This window comes from Streptomyces sp. NPDC017936 (genome assembly GCF_044328485.1).
GTDB lineage: Bacteria > Actinomycetota > Actinomycetes > Streptomycetales > Streptomycetaceae > Streptomyces.
In genome coordinates this window covers 506,605-524,472 of the sequence record NZ_JBIRHK010000001.1, presented here as the reverse complement: position 1 = coordinate 524,472, position 17,868 = coordinate 506,605, and the positions used below count along the sequence as shown (strand labels likewise).

17 protein-coding genes are annotated in these 17,868 nt (G+C 75.4%); 12 read left to right on the top strand and 5 right to left on the bottom strand.

From position 1 onward, the window contains the following. Positions 1 to 14 precede the first annotated feature (14 nt). Complete coding sequence (locus ACH4F6_RS02115) at positions 15 to 716, bottom strand: lipoprotein (protein ID WP_397958202.1); 702 nt, start codon at positions 714 to 716, stop codon at positions 15 to 17. Between the two features lie 179 nt (positions 717 to 895). Between ACH4F6_RS02115 and rpmG the strand changes: the two genes are divergently transcribed. The 7 genes from rpmG to ACH4F6_RS02080 all read left to right on the top strand — a co-directional run bounded on the left by rpmG (position 896) and on the right by ACH4F6_RS02080 (position 8,931). Continuing rightward, positions 896 to 1,060 (top strand): 50S ribosomal protein L33, encoded by a 165-nt coding sequence (gene rpmG / locus ACH4F6_RS02110; RefSeq protein WP_397957902.1) that lies wholly within the window; start codon positions 896 to 898, stop codon positions 1,058 to 1,060. Positions 1,061 to 1,111: 51 nt separating this feature from the next. After that, positions 1,112 to 1,234 carry a type B 50S ribosomal protein L36 gene (gene ykgO, locus ACH4F6_RS02105; protein ID WP_397957901.1) on the top strand — a complete coding sequence of 41 codons (123 nt, stop codon included), beginning with the start codon at positions 1,112 to 1,114 and terminating at the stop codon, positions 1,232 to 1,234. Positions 1,235 to 1,885: 651 nt separating this feature from the next. Then, positions 1,886 to 2,647: a hypothetical protein gene (locus ACH4F6_RS02100; protein WP_397958201.1), complete on the top strand. Its 762-nt coding sequence runs from the start codon at positions 1,886 to 1,888 to the stop codon at positions 2,645 to 2,647. A gap of 163 nt (positions 2,648 to 2,810) precedes the next feature. Then, positions 2,811 to 4,955, top strand: coding sequence for a DUF1996 domain-containing protein (locus ACH4F6_RS02095; protein ID WP_397958200.1), 2,145 nt, complete (start codon positions 2,811 to 2,813; stop codon positions 4,953 to 4,955). A 181-nt stretch (positions 4,956 to 5,136) separates the two neighbouring features. Then, on the top strand, positions 5,137 to 6,828 hold the full coding sequence (locus ACH4F6_RS02090) for a hypothetical protein (protein ID WP_397958199.1): 1,692 nt from the start codon (positions 5,137 to 5,139) through the stop codon (positions 6,826 to 6,828). Positions 6,829 to 6,983: 155 nt separating this feature from the next. Beyond that, entirely contained in the window at positions 6,984 to 8,366 is a 1,383-nt protein-coding gene (locus ACH4F6_RS02085) for a diacylglycerol/lipid kinase family protein (protein WP_397957900.1), read from the top strand. Further along, positions 8,359 to 8,931, top strand: coding sequence for a phosphatase PAP2 family protein (locus tag ACH4F6_RS02080; protein WP_397957899.1), 573 nt, complete (start codon positions 8,359 to 8,361; stop codon positions 8,929 to 8,931). Before ACH4F6_RS02085 ends, ACH4F6_RS02080 begins: the two co-directional genes overlap by 8 nt. Positions 8,932 to 9,021: 90 nt before the next feature. Here the strand turns inward: ACH4F6_RS02080 and ACH4F6_RS02075 are convergent, their stop codons facing one another. Beyond that, positions 9,022 to 9,657, bottom strand: coding sequence for a class I SAM-dependent methyltransferase (locus ACH4F6_RS02075; RefSeq protein WP_397957898.1), 636 nt, complete (start codon positions 9,655 to 9,657; stop codon positions 9,022 to 9,024). Positions 9,658 to 10,063: 406 nt separating this feature from the next. On the opposite strand from ACH4F6_RS02075, the gene ACH4F6_RS02070 reads away from it, so the two are divergent. Then, positions 10,064 to 10,252: a hypothetical protein gene (locus ACH4F6_RS02070; RefSeq protein ID WP_397957897.1), complete on the top strand. Its 189-nt coding sequence runs from the start codon at positions 10,064 to 10,066 to the stop codon at positions 10,250 to 10,252. Positions 10,253 to 10,261: 9 nt separating this feature from the next. Here the strand turns inward: ACH4F6_RS02070 and ACH4F6_RS02065 are convergent, their stop codons facing one another. The 3 genes from ACH4F6_RS02065 to ACH4F6_RS02055 all read right to left on the bottom strand — a co-directional run bounded on the left by ACH4F6_RS02065 (position 10,262) and on the right by ACH4F6_RS02055 (position 14,279). After that, positions 10,262 to 11,458 (bottom strand): cytochrome P450, encoded by a 1,197-nt coding sequence (locus ACH4F6_RS02065; RefSeq protein WP_397957895.1) that lies wholly within the window; start codon positions 11,456 to 11,458, stop codon positions 10,262 to 10,264. A gap of 145 nt (positions 11,459 to 11,603) precedes the next feature. After that, positions 11,604 to 13,511 (bottom strand): NlpC/P60 family protein, encoded by a 1,908-nt coding sequence (locus ACH4F6_RS02060; RefSeq protein ID WP_397957894.1) that lies wholly within the window; start codon positions 13,509 to 13,511, stop codon positions 11,604 to 11,606. 426 nt (positions 13,512 to 13,937) lie between these two features. Continuing rightward, positions 13,938 to 14,279, bottom strand: a complete 342-nt coding sequence (locus ACH4F6_RS02055; protein ID WP_397957893.1) for a helix-turn-helix transcriptional regulator — start codon at positions 14,277 to 14,279, stop codon at positions 13,938 to 13,940. Between the two features lie 126 nt (positions 14,280 to 14,405). Between ACH4F6_RS02055 and ACH4F6_RS02050 the strand changes: the two genes are divergently transcribed. The 4 genes from ACH4F6_RS02050 to ACH4F6_RS02035 all read left to right on the top strand — a co-directional run bounded on the left by ACH4F6_RS02050 (position 14,406) and on the right by ACH4F6_RS02035 (position 17,754). Next, positions 14,406 to 15,179 (top strand): ANTAR domain-containing protein, encoded by a 774-nt coding sequence (locus ACH4F6_RS02050; RefSeq protein ID WP_397957892.1) that lies wholly within the window; start codon positions 14,406 to 14,408, stop codon positions 15,177 to 15,179. Positions 15,180 to 15,282: 103 nt separating this feature from the next. Further along, positions 15,283 to 16,632, top strand: coding sequence for a transaminase (locus ACH4F6_RS02045; RefSeq protein WP_397957891.1), 1,350 nt, complete (start codon positions 15,283 to 15,285; stop codon positions 16,630 to 16,632). Positions 16,633 to 16,654: 22 nt separating this feature from the next. Beyond that, positions 16,655 to 17,095: an Lrp/AsnC family transcriptional regulator gene (locus tag ACH4F6_RS02040; RefSeq protein ID WP_397957890.1), complete on the top strand. Its 441-nt coding sequence runs from the start codon at positions 16,655 to 16,657 to the stop codon at positions 17,093 to 17,095. A 50-nt stretch (positions 17,096 to 17,145) separates the two neighbouring features. Further along, positions 17,146 to 17,754 (top strand): flavin reductase family protein, encoded by a 609-nt coding sequence (locus tag ACH4F6_RS02035; protein WP_397957889.1) that lies wholly within the window; start codon positions 17,146 to 17,148, stop codon positions 17,752 to 17,754. The last annotated feature ends 114 nt before the right edge of the window (positions 17,755 to 17,868 follow it).

Here is a 17,868-nt window from a genome sequence, read left to right as displayed (position 1 = left end):
CGCCCCGCGGGCCGTCAGCCGGTCGCCCTCAAGGTGCTCCTGGCGAGTTCGAAGGCCGGCAGCATCGCCTCGTGCTCCTCGGTGTCCATGCCGCCGAGGTGCAGCACGACCGGGCCGTCGGGCGTGGTCACGGCGAGGGCGCGCTCCTTCTTCGTCTCCTCCAGCGCCTCGCTGGTGGTGACGTACTCGACCTCCGCGCCGGTGAGGCCGCCGGTCTCGACCGTCCGGTACTTCGCCCCGCTCGCCCCGCTCCCGGCGGTGACGAACTCCTCCAGCACGGTGCGTGCGTCGGCGTCGCCCGGCTCGCCGGTCCACACCCGCAGGAAGCCGATCTTCCCGGCCGGTTTGGCGTCGATCTCGCAGGCCATGGTGACGGGGCCCTGGTGCAGCAGGGCGTCGGCGAGCTCGTCGACCAGCTCGTCGCCGGTGTCGCCCCGCTGCGCGGCCGAGTCGACGGCCTTGGCCTTCCAGGACTCGGCGACGTCGAAGGTGACCGGCAGCTCGCAGGCGGATCCGTCGGCGCCCACGCTGCCCCCGGCGGTCGCGACCCCGGCGGTCGCCGTGCCCTTCGCCCCGGTGGTCGCCGTCGCGCCCGCCCCGGCTCCGGCCTTCGCCGGGCCCGCGTCCTGCTCGGCGTCCCCGCACGCCGTGGCCGCACCGGCCAGCAGGGCCGCCACGGCCAGCCCCCGCCCCACGTTCCCCGCCCCGAAGCGCACCGCTGTCTCCCCTTCCTCCCGGTACCGGCCCTCCCGGTGCCGGCGGTGCACTGTAACCGAGGCCCCCGGAACGAGCTGTCCGAGGGCGGGAATGTCCCGGACCCCGCCCTGGTTGTAGGGCGTGACTGACATGCACCGCTCATGAAGCAACCGGGTGGATGTCGGTGAGAGGAGGTCCCATGGCACGCAGCACGGCGCGCCCCGTCGTCACCCTGAGATCCACGGCCGGCACCGGTGTCACCTACGTGACCCGCAAGAACCGGCTCCACGACCCCGACCGGCTGGTCCTGCGCAAGTACGACCCCGTGGTCGGCGGGCACGTCGCCTTCCGCGAGGAACGGTGACCCCGCGGTCCGGGACACGATGACCCGGCCGTCCCACCGGAGGAGGCAGTCATGAAGGTGCGCGCGTCCCTGCGCTCACTGAAGTCCAGGCCCGGCGCCCAGGTCGTGCGCCGCAAGGGCGTGACCTTCGTCGTCAACAAGAAGGAACCCCGCTTCAAGGCCCGCCAGGGCTGAGCGGCGCGGACCGGCCCGGTGGGCCCGGCCCCCTCGACGGGCCGGGCCCACCGGCATGCCGTCACCCGTCGTGCGCACCCGCCGCGCGCACCCGCCCCGGCCGCCCTACGGTGGGGGAGCGGCCGCGCTCGCCCCCCCCGCGAGTGCCGTCCGTTCCCGGCCGGCGCCGACTTCCCCCATCGTCCGATCCGGCCGGGACCCCGCACCCGACCCTGCCGGGGCCCCGCACCCGATCCGGCCGGGGCCCGCACCCGATCCGGCCGGGGCCCGCACCCGATCCGGCCGGGGCCCGCACCCGATCCGGCCGTACGCGGACGATCCGCCGCCGCGACGGCAGGCGTCGCAGGTGCCCGCGATGCCGGTGGTGCCGGCGCCCCGCAGGGTATTTCGCCTGATCACCGGCTCGGAGTGATCCCCGGCGGCCGTCCTGACGTCTACCAGGGCGACTGACCCGGTGAGCAGCTCGTCCCCTCGGCCGAGACCACGCGCACGGGCACGGGATTCGGCCGCGCCCGGACGCGCGGCGAGCGGTTGGGGAAGATCTTGGGGATCGTGGAGCCGGTACAGGAACGGCGGCGGCACGAGAGCCGGCGGCGCGCTCGTGACGCCGTCGCGGGGCGGGGGGCCGCTGCGGGGCGCGGGGCCGGCGCGGTGCGGCGTGCGGCCGCCTTCGCCGGGCGCACCCTGCGCGCCGAGTGGCACGCCGTCGTCGTCGACCCGGTACGACGGCTGCGCCGGCGCGGACCGGCCGGACTGCTGCTGGCGTTCGTCGCCTGCGGCGGCGTGGTCTTCTTCCACGCCCTGGCGCAACGGCCGGCCGGCGCCGAGGTGGTCCGGGCCGTCGGCGGGGTCCGGGGCGACCTGCCCCTGTGGCTGGCCCTGCTGCGCACCCCGGTCTCCCTGTACGTCCCCGCGCTCGACCTGCCGGTGTGGGCCGGCCTCACCCAGCTGTTCCTCGCCTTCGCCCTGGCGGAGGTCACCCTCGGCCGGGCGCGGACCCTGGCGGTGGCCTACGCGGCCACCCTGGCCGGCACCCTCACGGCACGGGTGATGATCGCGGCGGGGCCGGACCGGTGGGGGTTCGGGCTGCCGCCCGAGGCGGCGCACGTGCTGGACACCGGCCCGTCCGCGGCGGTGGTGGGTCTCTTCACGTACCTCTCCGTGGTCCGCCGCGCCCCCGTCGTCTTCGTCCTCACCGGCGGCTCGATGGTGTGGGAGTCGATCGCGAGGCCCAACCTCGCCGGCCGGGAGCACCTGATCGCCGTGGCCGCCGCCGCCGTCCTCGGTCTGCTCCACGGGCGCGGCGAGCGATGGCGGCGGGCGCTCCTGTCCCGGCCCGCGTCCGAGGGGGCGCGCCGGCCCGTGGGAGCCGTCCGGCGGCAGGAGGTTCCTGTGAATCTCCGGGACGGCTGAACACTTCCGCGTCCGGCCGCGTATAGGGCCGGGGGATTCTCATGTCCTGGCCGCCGACGAGGTTTTGGAGCACTCCGTGGTACACAACAGGCGCAGACGCCCGACGGGCGGACGGCGCGCGACCTTCGCCGCGGTCGCGTTGATGCTGGGCGGCGGTGGCCTGATGGCCGCGAACGTCTACGCCTCCGCGACCGAGGACGACGCGGGACGGCCCTGGACTTCGGGCTCCGTCACCATCGACTGCCCCGACGTGGGCAGCCGGCTGACCGACGTGCCGGAACAGGCCGCGCCCGAGGTGGACCGCGAACTCGCCCTGCTGGACGAGCAGATCGCCGCCGCCTACCGCCAACTCCAGGACTCGGCACAGGCCGTGCGCGAGGACGCGGGCTTCGCCGACAACGCGGTGATGAACCCGCTGAAGGAGAAGCGCGGGGCGACGATCGAGCGCATCGGGGTGGCCATCGACCGCGTCGGCGACCGCCCGGAGGGGCTGGCGGACCTCGCCGCCTGCAGCCTGCGCACCGCCGACGACCAGGCGGGCGAGGCCGGTCAGGACCAGGGCGGCCAGGACCGGGGCGACGGTCAGGACCGGGGCGACGGTCAGGACCAGGGTGACGGCCAGGGCCAGGACGACGGCCAGGCGGGCGAGGGCGGCCAGGACCAGGGCGGCGACCAGCAGGGCAACGGCGGCCAGGCCGGCAACGGTCCGGTGGCCGCCGACTACGTGGACATCGACACCGTCCAGCCCGCCCGGCAGACGCCGCCCCCGGCGGCCGGCGCCTCCCGCGGCACCTTCGCCACCAGCTGCGGGGTCAACTCCAACGGGCTGTTCAACTCCGACAACGTGATCGTCGCCCCGGGCGTCACCAACGGCGCCCACCACTTCCACGACTACGTCGGCAACCAGTCCAACGACGCCTTCGCCTCCGACGACGACCTGGCGAACGCCGAGACCAGCTGTGTCGACCAGGGCGACAAGTCCTCCTACTTCTGGCCGGTGCTGCGGCTGCAGAACGGCACCCAGGAAAAGGACGCCCAGTCGCCCGGCGGCGGCGTCGAGGGCAACGCCGGTGAGATCGTCACGCCCAAGGAGGTCACCATGACCTTCGTCGGCAACCCGCAGGGCGAGGTCACCGCCATGCCCCGGCTGCTGCGCATCATCACCGGCGACGCCAAGGCGTTCGTCAACGGCACGGCCAACGCCAACGCCTCCTGGAGCTGCACCGGCTTCGAGGACCGGCAGCTCAAGGACAAGTACCCGCTCTGCCCCGGCGGCAGCGACGTGGTGCGCACCTTCCGCTTCCAGAGCTGCTGGGACGGCAGCAACATCGACAGCGCCAACCACCGCACCCACGTGGCGTTCGCCGGCGCCGACGGCGGCTGCCCGGCCGGCTTCCGGGCCATCCCGCAGCTCGTGCAGCGGATCGTCTACGACGTCGACGCGCCCAGCCTCCAGGACGGCGGCCGCACGACCCCGCTGTTCGCGGTGGACTCCTTCCCCGAGCAGCTGCACAAGCCGGTCACGGACCACGGCGACTTCATCAACGTCTTCGACGAGGACCTGATGGGCCAGGTGGTCGACTGCATCAACGAGGGCCGCACCTGCGGCGCGGGCACCGGCGGCAACGGCGACGGCGGCAACGGCGACGGTGACAACGGCGACGGTGACAACGGCGGCAACGGCGACGGCGGCGACCAGGGTCAGGACCAGGGCCAGGACGGCGACGACCAGGGCCAGGACCAGGGCGGCCAGAACGGCGACCAGGGCCAGAACGGCGGCGACCAGGACCAGGGCCAGGGCCAGAACGACGGCGACCAGGGCCAGGGCCAGGACCAGGGCCAGGGCCAGAACGGCGGCGACCAGGGCCAGGGCCAGGACCAGGACCAGGGCCAGAACGGCGGCGACCAGGACCAGGGCCAGACCCAGCAGCCGCCCGCGCAGAACAACCCCGAGCAGCCCCGGGACGAGCCCACCGCGGGCGGCGGCGCCGGTTCCGCGGACACTCCCGTCAGCGCCGAACCCCGCGCGGCCACCACGCCCACCGCCAAGTCGACCCGGGCGGCGACCGCCCCGGCCGCCGGCGCCCAGGACGGCACCGGCCCGGAGGGCGACGCCGGCGCCGCCGCGACCGCCCCGGCACAGAGCCCGCCGCCGGCCGACGCGGGCGACACCCCCGTCGTCCCCGCGCCCCAGGCCCAGGGCGGCCTGGCCGAGACCGGCGCCGACCTGTGGCCCGCGGCCGCCGGAGGCCTGCTGGTGATCGGCGGTTTCGTCCTCCTGCGCCGGACCGCCAGGCGTCCGTACTGAGGCACCCGCCGAGCCCCCGGCCCGGCGGCGGGCACGTTCGGGTGCTCCCGGACGGGGAAGGCCCCCGGGCCCCCGGCCGCACGGTATACGTCACCCGGAGCGACCTCCTCGGTCGCTCCGGGTGACACCGCCCCGGGCCGTGGGGCGGCCGCCGCGCGACCAGGGGAGCACCATGGAGTACATGGAGTACGACTACGACCTCGGCACCCACGGACGTACCGTCACCACCTCCTCGCCCGACGCCCAGCGCTGGTTCGACCGCGGCCTCGTCTGGTCGTACGCCTTCCACCACGAGGAGGCCGTCGCCTGCTTCGAGACCGCCGCCCGCGCGGACCCGGACTGCGCGATGGCGCACTGGGGCATCGCCTACGCGCTCGGCCCCAACTACAACAAGCCCTGGGAGTTCTTCGACGACCAGGACCTGCGCCGCACCGTCGCGCGCACCCACGAGGCGGTCGAACGCGCCCACGAGAAGGCCGGCCGCGCCACGCCCGTCGAACGGGCCCTGATCGGCGCGCTGCGCGCCCGCTACCCGCGCGGGCTGCCCGCCGAGGACTGCTCGGTGTGGAACGAGCCCTACGCCGACGCCATGCGCGCCGTGTACGAACTGGCCCCCGACGACCTCGACGTCGCGACCCTGTACGCCGACGCCCTGATGAACCTGACGCCCTGGCAGCTGTGGGACCTGCGCACGGGCGAACCGGCCGAGGGCGCCCGCACGCTGCAGGCCAAGGCGGTGCTCGACCGGGCGCTGGCCGACGGGACCTCCCCCGACCACCCCGGCGTCCTGCACATGTACATCCACCTGATGGAGATGTCGCCGGCGCCCGAGAAGGCCCTGCCGGTCGCCGACCGGCTGCGCGACCTGGTGCCCGACGCCGGGCACCTCCAGCACATGCCCTCGCACCTGGAGGTGCTGTGCGGCGACTACCGCGCGGTGGTGGCGGACAACACGAGGGCGATCGCCGCCGACGAGAAGTACCGTGAGCGGGCCGGGGCGATGAACTTCTACACCCTCTACCGCTCCCACAACCACCACTTCAAGATCTACGGCGCGATGTTCCTCGGCCAGGCGCGGGTCGCCCTCGAGGCCGCCGACCGGCTGGAGGAGTCCCTGCCGGAGGAGCTGCTGCGGGTGGAGAGCCCGCCCATGGCGGACTGGCTGGAGGCCTTCCTCGCCATGCGGGTGCACGTGCTGATCCGCTTCGGCCGCTGGGCCGACGTCCTGGCCCTGCCCGCACCCGCCGACCCCGAGCTGTACAGCATGACCACGGCGATGCGGCACTACGCCCGCGGCGTCGCGTTCTCCGCGACCGGCCGCGTCGAGGAGGCCGAGGCCGAACGGGCCCTGTTCGGCGAGGCCGCGCTCCGGGTCCCCGCGACCCGCATGCTCTTCAACAACACCTGCGCCGACATCCTCGCGATCGCCTCCGCGATGCTCGACGGGGAACTGGAGTACCGCAAGGGCGACCACGCCGCCGCCTTCGCCGCCCTGGAGCGGTCCATCGCCCTGGACGACGACCTCCCCTACGACGAGCCGTGGGGCTGGATGCAGCCCACCCGGCACGCCTACGGCGCCCTCCTCCTGGAGCAGGGCCGCGTCGAGGAGGCCGAGGCGGTCTACCGGGCCGACCTCGGCCTGGACGACACCCTGTCCCGCCCCTCCCAGCACCCCGGCAACGTCTGGTCGCTGCACGGACTGCACGAGTGCCTGGTCCGGCTCGGCAAGGAGGGCGAGGCGCGGATCGTGGCCCAGCAGCTGAAGCTGGCGGCCGCGCTCACGGACGTACCCGTCGGGTCGTCCTGCTTCTGCCGCCTCGGCGCCGCCGACGGGGCCCCCGGCGCGAGCGGCTGCTGCGGCATGGACAATTGACCGACCGGCCGCCCGGATGCCGAGCGGTCCCGCCGTCGTGACCATGGAGACGGCGGGCCACGGCATCCGGGGCAGGCAGGCGACCGACGGCGCTGTGGACGCGGAACACGCGGCACAGGCGGAACAGGGGGACCTCGCACCATGGCGGGCGCAGGGTGAACGAGACGCGTACGACGAGAACCGGCGGCGACGCCCGCCCCTACGGCGGGGTCGGCCGCGCGCGGGGCTGGGCGCGCGTCGCCCTGCTGCTCGTCGCCGGCTGCGCCGCGGTCGTGGCGACCGGGGCGGGAACCGGAGGCTGGCTGGTCCTGCTCGCCGGGCTCGCCGGGCTCGCGCTCGCCGGAGCGGGCGCGTGGTGGATGCTCGCGCACCGGGGCGGCCTCCGGATCCTGGGCGGGCTGCTGGCCGTCACCGCGCCCGTGGGCGTCCTGACGCTGTACGCCGCGTCGGGGCTGTGGGTGGTGGCCGTGGGCGCGCTCGCGCTGTGGGCGTCCGCCCTCGCCTCCGCGCGGGCCGCGCTGCGCAGCGTGCGCCGGCCCAAGGGCACCCACGGCCGCCGCACCCCGCCGCCCCGCCGGCCCGTCCTGATCATGAACGTCCGCTCGGGCGGCGGGAAGGTCGAGAAGCACGACCTGGTCGCGCGCGCCGAGGCGCTGGGCGCCCGGGTGGTCCTGCTCGGCACGGGCGACGGCTGGAACGACCCGGTCGTGGAGGCCCGCCGGGCCGTCGCCGAGGGCGCCGACCTGCTCGGCGTCGCGGGCGGCGACGGCACCCAGGCGCTCGTCGCGGCCGTGGCGGCCGAACACGACCTGCCGTTCCTGGTGGTCGCCGCCGGCACCCGCAACCACTTCGCCATGGACCTCGGCCTGGACCGCACCGACCCCGTGCGCAGCCTCGACGCCCTCACCAACGGCGTCGAACTCCGGGTCGACCTGGGTGACGTCGACGGACGGCCCTTCGTCAACACCGTCTCCTTCGGGGCGTACGCGGAGATCGTGCAGAACCCCGAGTACCGCGAGGCGAAGGCCGCCACCGCGCTGGAGCACCTGCCCGACCTGCTCCAGGGCGAGGCCGGGCCCGCCCTCGACGTCCGCGCGGACGACGCCGGTCTCCACACGCCGCAGGCGGTGCTGGTCAGCAACAACGCCTACGCCCGCGCCGACCCGCTCGGCGGCGGCCGCCGCCCCCGTCTGGACACCGGTCTGCTCGGCGTGATCGGCGTCCGGGTGGAGGGCCCCGCCCAGGCCGCCGAACTGGCCCTGCTCGGCGAACGGGCCAGCGGCATCACCTCCCTCACCGCCCGGCGCGTGGTCGTCGAGGCCGACACCGCGCGCATACCGGTGGCCGTCGACGGCGAGGCGCTCGAACTGCCCACCCCCGTCGTGTGCACCGTGCGGCCCAGCGTGCTGCGGGTCCGGGTGCCCCGGCACCGTCCCGGCGCCGCCTACGCGCCACCGACGGTCGACTGGCGGCGCGTCGTCCGCCTCGCCCTCGGCCACTCCGATCCCCGTACGATCAAGGATGCCTATGATGTCTGACCGCCGACCGAAGCTCCCCCCCGTGCGGCTCGTCCGCGACCTCGCCGCCCTGGACCAGGCGCTGTACGAGGCGGTCACGGTCACCAGGACGCCCACCCTGGACACCGCGCTGCGCAGGCTGTCCGCGGCCGCCGACCACTCCAAGATCTCCTTCGCCGTCGCCGCGGGCCTGGCCCTGCGCGGCGGCCGGGCGCGCCGCGCCGCCGTCCTCGGCGTCGCGGCCGTGGGCGTGGCCTCGGCGACCGCCAACCTGGTCGGCAAGCGGCTCGTCCGCCGGGCGCGGCCGCACCGCGCCGAGGACTCGCCGTTCCCGGGGCGCCACGTGCCGATGCCGGACTCGGCGTCCTTCCCGTCCGGGCACACCGCGTCGGCCGTCGCCTTCGCGGCCGCCGTCGGCCCGGCCTTCCCGGCCGCCGCGGTCCCGCTGGGCATGCTCGCCTGCGCGGTGGGCTACTCCCGGATCCACACCGGTGTCCACTACCCGGGCGACGTCATCGCCGGAGCGCTCCTCGGCACGGGCTCGGCGGCCGTGGTCGGGTCCCTGGCCCGCCGCGCCGGCGTCTGAACGCCCCGTCGGGCGTGCTCGCGGCCCGTGCCGGGAGCGCGGGGTCCGGGGGCGGCGCCGCCCGGCGCCGGCCCGGTCCGGACGACGGGCCTACGCCCGCCCGCAGTGCAGGAACACCTGGGGCTCGGGACCGGCCTGCGGATGGTCCGGGGTGAACAGCACGTTCTCCTCGGCCAGCACCGTCAGGCCCGCCCGCGCCACCACCTCGGCCAGCTCCTCACCGGCGAAGCTGGTGACCCGCACCGGCTGCCCCATGAAGACGGCGTCGACGCCCTCGACGTCCAGTGGCACGGTGGCCAGCACCAGGCTGCCGTCCGGCGGCAGCGCCCGCGCCAGCCGGCCGAGCAGGGCGGCCTGATCCGCGCGGTCCATCTGGAGCAGCGAGAAGTACACGCAGACCGCGTGGAAGGAACCCTCGTCCAGCGGGAGCTCCCGCACGTCGACGCAGCGGAACGTCGCCGCGGGCACCTGCCGCGAGGCGAGCTCCACCATCACGGGGGAGACGTCGACGCCCAGCACCTCGTGCCCGGCCGCGGTCAGCGCCGCGGCCGTCGGCCGGCCCGTTCCGCTGCCCACGTCCAGCACCCTGCTGCCCGGCGCCAGCCGGCCGAGCAGCCACTCCAGGGACCGGTGGTGCGCCTCGGAGTGCGCGAACGCCTTCTCGTACCCGGACCCCAGCGCGTCGAAGACCGCCGCCGCACGCCGTCCGTCGTCCCTGCCGCTCAAGCCGGCCCTCCCGTCGCGATGACCAGGTCCCGCGCATCCTCGCACTCCTGACGCCGGGTCACAACGGGGCTCCCGCCGCGTGCGGACCGACGGCCGCGGGACCGCCCGGCCGCCGCGCCCGGCCCCCGCCGCTACGGAGCGCAGCGCGTCGACGACCGCCGCCCGGTCGCTCTCCGTGGTCGCACCGGCCGTGTGCCGTCCGTCGCTCCGGCCCATCGCGCCCCCGCGGTACGTGAGTTCTCCCACACGGACCGGTCCGCGCCCGGTGTGGCGGGACGCTTCCCGAAAGCGGCCGGAATCCGGATTTCCACTACCGTCAGTAACATGGTCAACTTTCCCCCACGGATGGGGCTACTGGCGAGTAGGCGCCGGCCCCGCGACCGTCGTTCCGTCTGGAGGACCCCCCATGACCTCGCCCGAGGAAGCCCTGCACCAGGCCCGCGCCACCTACGAGGAGCACGTGCGCACGTGCCGTCAGTGCCACGTCGACGCGGTGCCGTGCGCCGTCTCCAAGCACCTCCTGCGCATCTACAACAACGCCCGGCGGGGCCAGCTGCGCTCGCACCCCGCGCCCGCGAACCCGGCGGTCCGCTGAACGCCCGCCTCACCGGCCGGCGGACACCGCCACCGTCAGGTTCCTGATCTCGTAGCCGCCGATGTCGTCCTTGAACGACACGCGCGGCTCGCCGGTCATCCGCAGACCGTCGAGCGCGAAGAGCCGGCTGAGCAGGACGTCCGCCTCCAGCACGGCGACGGCGGCGCCCGGGCACCGGTGCGGACCGTCCCCGAAGGCGAGCCCGGCCGCCCCCGGCCCCAGCAGCAGCTCCCGGCCCGGACGCACGAGCTCCGGGCCGGGCCCCACGACCCGCGGGTCGGCGTTGGCCTCGTCGACGAGGACGGTGACCAGCTCGCCCGGGCGGACGCGGACCGCGCCGTCCGCCGTGGGCAGCCGCAGCGGCGCGGTGGCCCGGCGGGACAGCCGCCCGACGACGGGCTCCAGCCGCAGGATCTCCTGGAGCAGCGACAGCCGCTCCGGCTCGTCCGCCGACCGGTACCGGTCGAGCAGCTCCCGGTCGCCGAACAGGTGCCAGGCGGCGACACAGATGAACTCGCGCGTGGTGACCATCCCGGCCGCCGCGTAGGTCAGGCACTCGCCGAGGATCTCCGCGTCGGAGCACCCCTCGGCCAGCAGGTGGGAGATCAGGTCGTCACGCGCCTCGGCGCGGTGGGCCCGGATCGCCGGCCGGACGTCGGCGAGGTGGATGCGCAGCCAGTTCGCGTTCTGCCGCACCAGCCAGTACAGACCCCGCGCGCCGGTCAGCCCCGGCCGGCCGAACTCCTCGGGGAAGAAGCGCTCCAGCCTGCCCTTCAGGCCCGGACGGCTGTGGCGCAGGCCGATGATGTCCCGCACCACCTCGATCGCCATGGTGAAGCTCAGGTCGGACAGCTGGGCCGTCCCGGCCGCGCACAGCGCCGCCACCTGCTCCTCGGCGACCCGCATCATCAGCGCCCGGTAGTGCTCGTCCACGCGACGCGGCGTGAAGAAGCGGGCGGTCTGCCGCCGCTGCTCCCGGTGCCCGGGGCCGTCCTGGTACAGCACGGGGCGCCGGATCCGGGACGGCAGCCGCTCCACCGTCTCGACGCCGAGCCCGGCCTGGACCGTCTCCGTGCTGCGCAGCAGCTCCCGGGCCGCCGCGTAACCGTGCACCCGCCAGCTCCCGTCGGGCCCGCGGCTCACCGGACAGCCGGGGCGCTCGCGACCCCGGTCGACCTTGCGTGCGCTCTCGCGCGCGTCCCCCATGGGGCCACCCCCTCCTCGGCCGGACCACGCGGGTCCCGCCGTTCCGCGCCGGACCGGAGACCAGTGTGACCGCCGGAACGCGCGCCGCGAGGGTCGCTTACCGGCCACGGCCAGGTCACGGCCGAGAGGAGGCGGGGGACCGGCGTCAGGCGGGCCGTACGGCGCCGCGCAGCGCGCCCTCCCCGAGGCCGTGCACCGACTCCTCGCGGATGGGAGCGCCCGGGCCCGGGGCGTGGATCATCAGGCCGTCGCCCGTGCACAGGCCGGTGTGGCTCAGGTCGTCGTGGAAGAAGACGAGGTCGCCGGGCTGCAGCTCGTCGAGGCCGACACGGGGGAAGGCGCGCGCCTGGTCGAGGGAGGTCCGCGGCAGCGTCACTCCGGCGGCCCGCCAGGCGGCCTGCGTGAGGCTGGAGCAGTCGTACGACTCCGGTCCCGTCGCCCCCGACACGCACGGCCGTCCGATCTGGGCCCGGGCGAAGGCGAGGGCCCTGTCCGCCTTGCCGAGGTAGGCGGGCCCGTACGCGGCGGCGGTGGCGCCGGCGGGGGCCGGGACGGCGCCGAGCCCGGTCGTGGGGGAGGGGGCGTCGGGAACGGGGAGGGCGAACTCCGCTGCGGGGGAGGGGAGACGAGGGGACGACGGGGAGAACTCGGCCGCGGGGGGCGTGGCCTCGGGCGCCGGCAGGGAGGACTCGGGTGCGGGGAGGGGGGCTTCGGTCACCGGGAGGAAGAACCCGGGGGCGAGGGACGCGGCCTCGGATGTCGGCAGGGGGAACTCGGGTGCGGGGAGGGGGGTTTCGGGCACCGGGAGGAAGAACTCGGGGGCGAGGGACGCGGCCTCGGATGTCGGCAGGGGGAACTCGGGTGCGGGGAGGGGGGCTTCGGTCACCGGGAGGAAGAACCCGGGGGCGAGGGACGCGGCCTCGGATGTCGGCAGGGAGGACTCGGGTGCGGGGAGGGGGGTTTCGGGCACCGGGAGGAAGAACCCGGGTGCGGAGGGCGTGGCCTCGGGCGCCGGGAAGGAGAACTCGGGCGTGGGGCGGGTCGCCTCGGGTGCCGTGGGCGTGGCCGTCGTCAGCATGCCGTAACTGGCCGCGAGGAGGCCGGTTTCGGGTGCCGGGAAGCCGGACACGGGGGGCTCGAGGACGGGTTCGGGCGCTATGCGACCGGGGACCGCCGCGGTGAGGCCGTCCCCGGCGGTCGGCGTGAGGCCGCCCGCGTCCCTCGGCCCGGACGCGTCGGCAGCCGTGCCGCCCGTGGGCCGTGCCGCCCGCGCGCCGCTCGCCTGCCCCGCCCAGGTGCCGGTCGTCCGGCCCGCCCAGGTGTCCGCCGCCGGCGACTCCCCGGTGTCCCGGGTCCGTTCGGCCGGCCGCGCCTCGAGAGCCGGCGGTGCCGCCGACGGCTGCGCCACGGCACGGGCCAGCACCTCGCGGGCCGTGGCGAGCTTGCGCCGGATCTGCTCCTTGCTGGTCCGCAGCGCGGACCTCGGCGCCGCCGGCGCGGGGGCGGCGGCGGGAAGGGCGGCCGGGGCGGAGACGGAGACCGGGACGGGCAGCAGGGCCTCGGACGCGTCCGGCCGGGACGCGGGCGCCGCCGGCAGCGCGGCGACAGCCCGTCCGGTCAGCTCCGGCGTCCGCCGCTGCCCCGCCTCCAGTTCGAGCCGGCCACCGGCGGCCGCTTCCAGCTCGCGCACGGCGTCGGAACCGGCCGGTCGCTGCTGACGCGGGGACGGGGCCGGACGCGGGGGCCGGCGGTCGGCGGGCAGGGACGCGGGGGTGGTCGGCCCGAGCCGGCTGCGCGCCACGTCGAACCACTGGCGGGTGACGGCCTCCAGCGACGGATCGGACGCCCCGCGCCCGCTGTCCGCGGCGGTGGTCACGGTCCTGCGGTTGCCCTTGCTCATGGCACGGGTGGCGTTGAACGTGCCGCTGTCGGTCTCGGCGCGGTCGTAGAGCGCGCTGATCCGCTGCTGGACCTCCGCGCGGCTCGGCTCCCCCGCGTCCTCGAAGCGTGCGGAACCCGTGCCCGTGGGGAGCGTGGTGCGATCCGTCGCCATGGAAGACGTACTCCTTCCGTGCTCCGCCGGCCGACCGGGCGGTGGACGCGGGATCGTTCCGCATCAGCCGCCCCGAGCTCCCCGTGGTGTCGGGCGGCCGAGCGTCCCACCCGGGCCGGACGGTCCCCGACTCGGGCCGTACCACTGGTGTCACGGACTCGGCGGAGGCCGCGCGGCCCGGCGGGGTTCGCCGGAGTCGGTCGTGCGGCCCGGGCGTCAACCTAGCCAACTTGTGACGCTGGTGTGAAGATTGCCGTGTCGAATGTCCGATACGTATTCGTGACCTTCGTCTCTCCCGGCGTCGACCAGGTGTGAATCGCCCCGAGTCGACCGGTGTGCGGGGTCGGACCGCCGCTCGCACGGACCGCCCCTGGCGCGGGTGCGACGCGTCCGCCACCCGCGTCGGGGACGGCGCGTCCGCGGCGGTCACGCCCCGTGAGCGCCGGTTTCGGGCTGTCGGGAACGGCCGGCCTCGTCCTCGGCGAGCAGGGAGAGCAGGGCCGCCACGGTCAGTCCCGCCTCCGCCGGGTGGCGCAGCACCTTGGCGGGCTCGATCCGGTAGGTGTTGCCGCGGCCCGCCCGGGTGTGGGACAGGTAGCCGTCCTGCTCGAGATCGGAAATGATTTTCTGGACGGCGCGTTCGGTGAGCCGGCAGTGCGCGGCGATGTCGCGGATGCGGGCGCTGCGGTTGTCCGCGATGGCGGCGAGCACGCGGGCGTGGTTCGTGAGAAACGTCCATCCTGTGTGCGGTGCGGGCACTCCCTCCATGCCGCCATCCTAGGCCCGGTGATTCGTGCACACAAACACCTGAACGGAACTTCGTGTATCAGTTGACGTACGACGAGGCGCCGGGTGAACCTGGAAGCACATGAAGAGTGACCGGGGGAGGCGGTCATGACGGAGCCTGCGTTCGACGCGAACACCGGGAACGGGGGCGATCGCGTACGGGCGGCGACGAGCGAGGCGGTGCCCGCTCGGACCGTGTCCGTGCCGGAGGTCGACCTGCGCCCCGACGCCGGCCGCGTCGTCGTCGCGGTGCGCGGTGAACTCGACCTGGACTCCGCCGAGCAGCTCGGGCACACCCTGCGCGGCGCGCTGGCCGCCGCGGTGGACGGTGTCGACCTGGAGCTCGGCGAGGTGGCGTTCTGTGACTGCGCGGCCCTCAACGTGCTGCTCACCCTGCGCGAGCAGGGTCTGAAGCAGGGCAAGACGCTGGTCGTCCGCTCGGCCGGCCCCGTGGTCGAGCGGCTGCTCACCCTGACCGGAACGGCGTCCCTGTTCGCCGGAGCCGACCCGCGCGAGGCCCGCCGCGAGCGCGGTGCGGCGCCCCCTCCCGCGGCACGGGACGACGGCACGGGCGACGGCGGGCAGGACCCGCGCGTCGAGGTCGTCCAGCTGCGCCGGGCCATGCAGACCCGCCCGGTCATCGACCTGGCCCGCGGCATCCTCATGGCGTCCTTCGCGTTGAGCGCGGAGGAGGCCTGGCGGGTCCTGGTCGAGGCCTCCCAGCGCACCAACACCAAGCTGCACCACCTGGCCCGCGACCTGGTGTCCGCCGTCCAGGGGGAGCCGCCGGCCGAGGCGGTGCGGGAACAGGTGGCGGCGGCCGTGGCCAAGATCAGGTCCGGCTCCCCGGCCAGCGGCGGAGGCGAGCGGTACGACGCGTGAATCGATTGCGTCGACGATCGATTCACGCGCCCGCTCTTGTGGATCCCGCTGCTTCGATCGTAGATTGCGGGCATTCACTCGATCCTCCCGTCCGGGGTGTGCCATGGACCGTGCCCGACTGCGTCACCTGCTGGCCCGCGAGAGCGCCGAGGCCGAACGGCGCAACCCCCGCTCCAGGGCCGCCCACGCCCGCGCCGACCACCTCTTCGGCCGAGTGCCGATGACCTGGATGAACAAGACGGCGGGCGCCTTCCCCCGCTACCTGGACTCCGCCCGGGGCGCCCGGGTGCGGGACGTCGACGGGCACGAGTACATCGACTTCTGCCTCGGTGACACCGGCGCCATGGCGGGTCACTCCCCGGCCGCCGTCGCCGACGCCGTCCAGCACCGCTTCGGCACGCTCGGCGGAGCGACCGCGATGCTGCCCACCGAGGACGCCGAACGGGTCGCGGCCGAGCTGACCCGGCGCTTCGGCCCGACCCGCTGGAGCTTCTCGCTCACCGCGACCGACGCCAACCGCTGGGCGATCCGCCTCGCCCGCGCCGTCACCGCCCGCCCCCGGATCCTGGTGAACAGCTACTGCTACCACGGCAGCGTCGACGAGTCCCTGATCGTGACCGGCCCCGACGGCCACGGCGCGGCCCGCCCCGGGAACGTCGGCGCGCCCTGCGACGTCACCCTCACCAGCCGGGTCGCCGAGTTCAACGACCTCGACCACCTGGAACGCGAACTCGCCCACGGCGACGTGGCCGCCGTCCTCATGGAACCCGCGCTCACCAACATCGGCATCGTCCTGCCCGAACCGGGCTACCTCGACGGCGTCCGCGAACTGACCCGCCGCCACGGCGCACTCCTGATCAACGACGAGACCCACACCTTCTCCGCCGGCCCCGGCGGCTGCACCGGCGCCTGGGGCCTGGAACCGGACGTCCTGACCATCGGCAAGGCCATCGGCGGGGGCATCCCGGCCGGCGCCTACGGCCTCTCCGCCGAGCTCGCCGACCGGCTGCTCGGCCGCGACGACCTCGACCTCGTGGACATGGGCGGCGTCGGCGGCACCCTGGCCGGCAACGCCCTGTCCGTCGCCGCGATGCGGGCCACCCTCGAACACGTCCTGACCGACGAGGCGTTCGCCCGCATGGACAAGCTGTCCGAACGCTTCGAGACCGGTGTGCGCGCGGGCATCGACGCCCACGCCCTGCCCTGGTCCGTCAGCCGGCTCGGCGCCCGCACCGAGTACCGCTTCACCGACCCCGCGCCCCGCACCGGCACCGAGGCCGCGGCCGCCGGCGACACCGAGCTGGAGGACTTCCTCCACCTCTACCTCGCCAACCGGGGCATCCTGCTCACCCCGTTCCACAACATGGCCCTCATGTGCCCCGACACGACCGAACAGGACGTCGACACCCACACCGAGGTCTTCGCCGCCGCCCTCGCCGAACTGGCCGGCTGACCGCCGGGGAAGGAGCCACCGCGTGGACGAGATCGACCGGGCCATCCTGCGCGAACTGCAGACCGACGGACGCATCGCGTACGCCGACCTCGGCCCCAGGGTCGGGCTGTCGGCGTCCGCCGCCCGCCAGCGCCTGCAACGCCTGCTGGACTCCCGCGCCGTCCAGGTCGTCGGCGTCACCGACCCGATGGCCATGGGCGGCCAGGCCATGGCCCTCCTCGGCATCACCGCCGCCGGCGACCCGCGTCCCGTCGCCGACGAACTCGCCGGCCACCCCGAGGTGGTCTACTCGGTGCTCACCTCCGGGGGCTTCGACCTCTTCGCCGAGGTCGTCAGCCCCACCGCCAAGGACCTGCTGGACTTCGTCAACGACACCGTCCGGCCGATCGACGGCGTGGCCGCCGTGCAGTCCTTCCCCTACTTCGCCATCCACACCCACCGCTTCCTGTGGGACGTCGGCTGACCGCGGGCCGCCGCCGCCCCGCACGACCCCGTCCGGTAGAACTGGCTGCCATGCGCATCGACTACGCCCCCGACTCCCTGGGCGCGGGAGCGTTCTACAAGCTCCTCACCGCCGTCGTCGTCCCCCGGCCCATCGCCTGGGTGTCGACCCTGGCGGCCGACGGCCGGACCGCGAACCTGGCCCCGCACTCCTTCTTCACCGTCGCCTGCACCGACCCGCCGGTCGTCCAGTTCACCTCCGTCGGCCGCAAGGACTCGCTGCGCAACATCGAGGCCACCGGCGAGTTCGTCGTCAACCTCGCCCCCGAGCCGCTCTTCGAGCAGATCAACGCCAGCGGCGTCGACTTCCCCGCCGAGGTGGACGAGTTCGACGCGATCGGCCTGGAGCGGGAGCCCTCCCGGCACGTCCGGCCGCCCCGGGTGGCCGCCTCGCCGGTGGCCCTGGAGTGCCGGCTCCACTCCACCCTGGGCATCGGCAACTCCACCCTCGTCCTCGGGCAGGTCGTGCACGCCGCCGTCGACGAGGACGCCGTCGTCGACGGACACCCCGACATCCGCCGGCTGCGGCCGCTGGCCCGGCTCGGCGGCGACGAGTGGAGCACGATCGGCGAGGTGCGCGCACTCGCCCGCATCGCCTACCGCGACTGGCCGAAGACCTGACGGAGGGGGCGGGGGGGCCCGGGCGCGGGCGGGGGCGCGGGGGGCCCCCCCCCCCCCCCGCCCCGCGCGGCCGCCGCGCCCCCCCCCCCCCCCCCCCGCCCCCCCCCCCCCCAC

Coding starts and splice junctions, on each gene's coding strand:
- ACH4F6_RS02045 (WP_397957891.1), top strand. CDS start 15,283: ATGGACCGTGCCCGACTGCGTCACCTGCTGGCCCGCGAGAGCGCCGAG.
- ACH4F6_RS02050 (WP_397957892.1), top strand. CDS start 14,406: ATGACGGAGCCTGCGTTCGACGCGAACACCGGGAACGGGGGCGATCGC.
- ACH4F6_RS02080 (WP_397957899.1), top strand. CDS start 8,359: ATGTCTGACCGCCGACCGAAGCTCCCCCCCGTGCGGCTCGTCCGCGAC.
- ACH4F6_RS02060 (WP_397957894.1), bottom strand. CDS start 13,511: ATGGCGACGGATCGCACCACGCTCCCCACGGGCACGGGTTCCGCACGC.
- ACH4F6_RS02070 (WP_397957897.1), top strand. CDS start 10,064: ATGACCTCGCCCGAGGAAGCCCTGCACCAGGCCCGCGCCACCTACGAG.
- ACH4F6_RS02035 (WP_397957889.1), top strand. CDS start 17,146: ATGCGCATCGACTACGCCCCCGACTCCCTGGGCGCGGGAGCGTTCTAC.
- rpmG (WP_397957902.1), top strand. CDS start 896: ATGGCACGCAGCACGGCGCGCCCCGTCGTCACCCTGAGATCCACGGCC.
- ACH4F6_RS02090 (WP_397958199.1), top strand. CDS start 5,137: ATGGAGTACGACTACGACCTCGGCACCCACGGACGTACCGTCACCACC.
- ACH4F6_RS02065 (WP_397957895.1), bottom strand. CDS start 11,458: ATGGGGGACGCGCGCGAGAGCGCACGCAAGGTCGACCGGGGTCGCGAG.
- ykgO (WP_397957901.1), top strand. CDS start 1,112: ATGAAGGTGCGCGCGTCCCTGCGCTCACTGAAGTCCAGGCCCGGCGCC.
- ACH4F6_RS02055 (WP_397957893.1), bottom strand. CDS start 14,279: ATGGAGGGAGTGCCCGCACCGCACACAGGATGGACGTTTCTCACGAAC.
- ACH4F6_RS02095 (WP_397958200.1), top strand. CDS start 2,811: ATGGCCGCGAACGTCTACGCCTCCGCGACCGAGGACGACGCGGGACGG.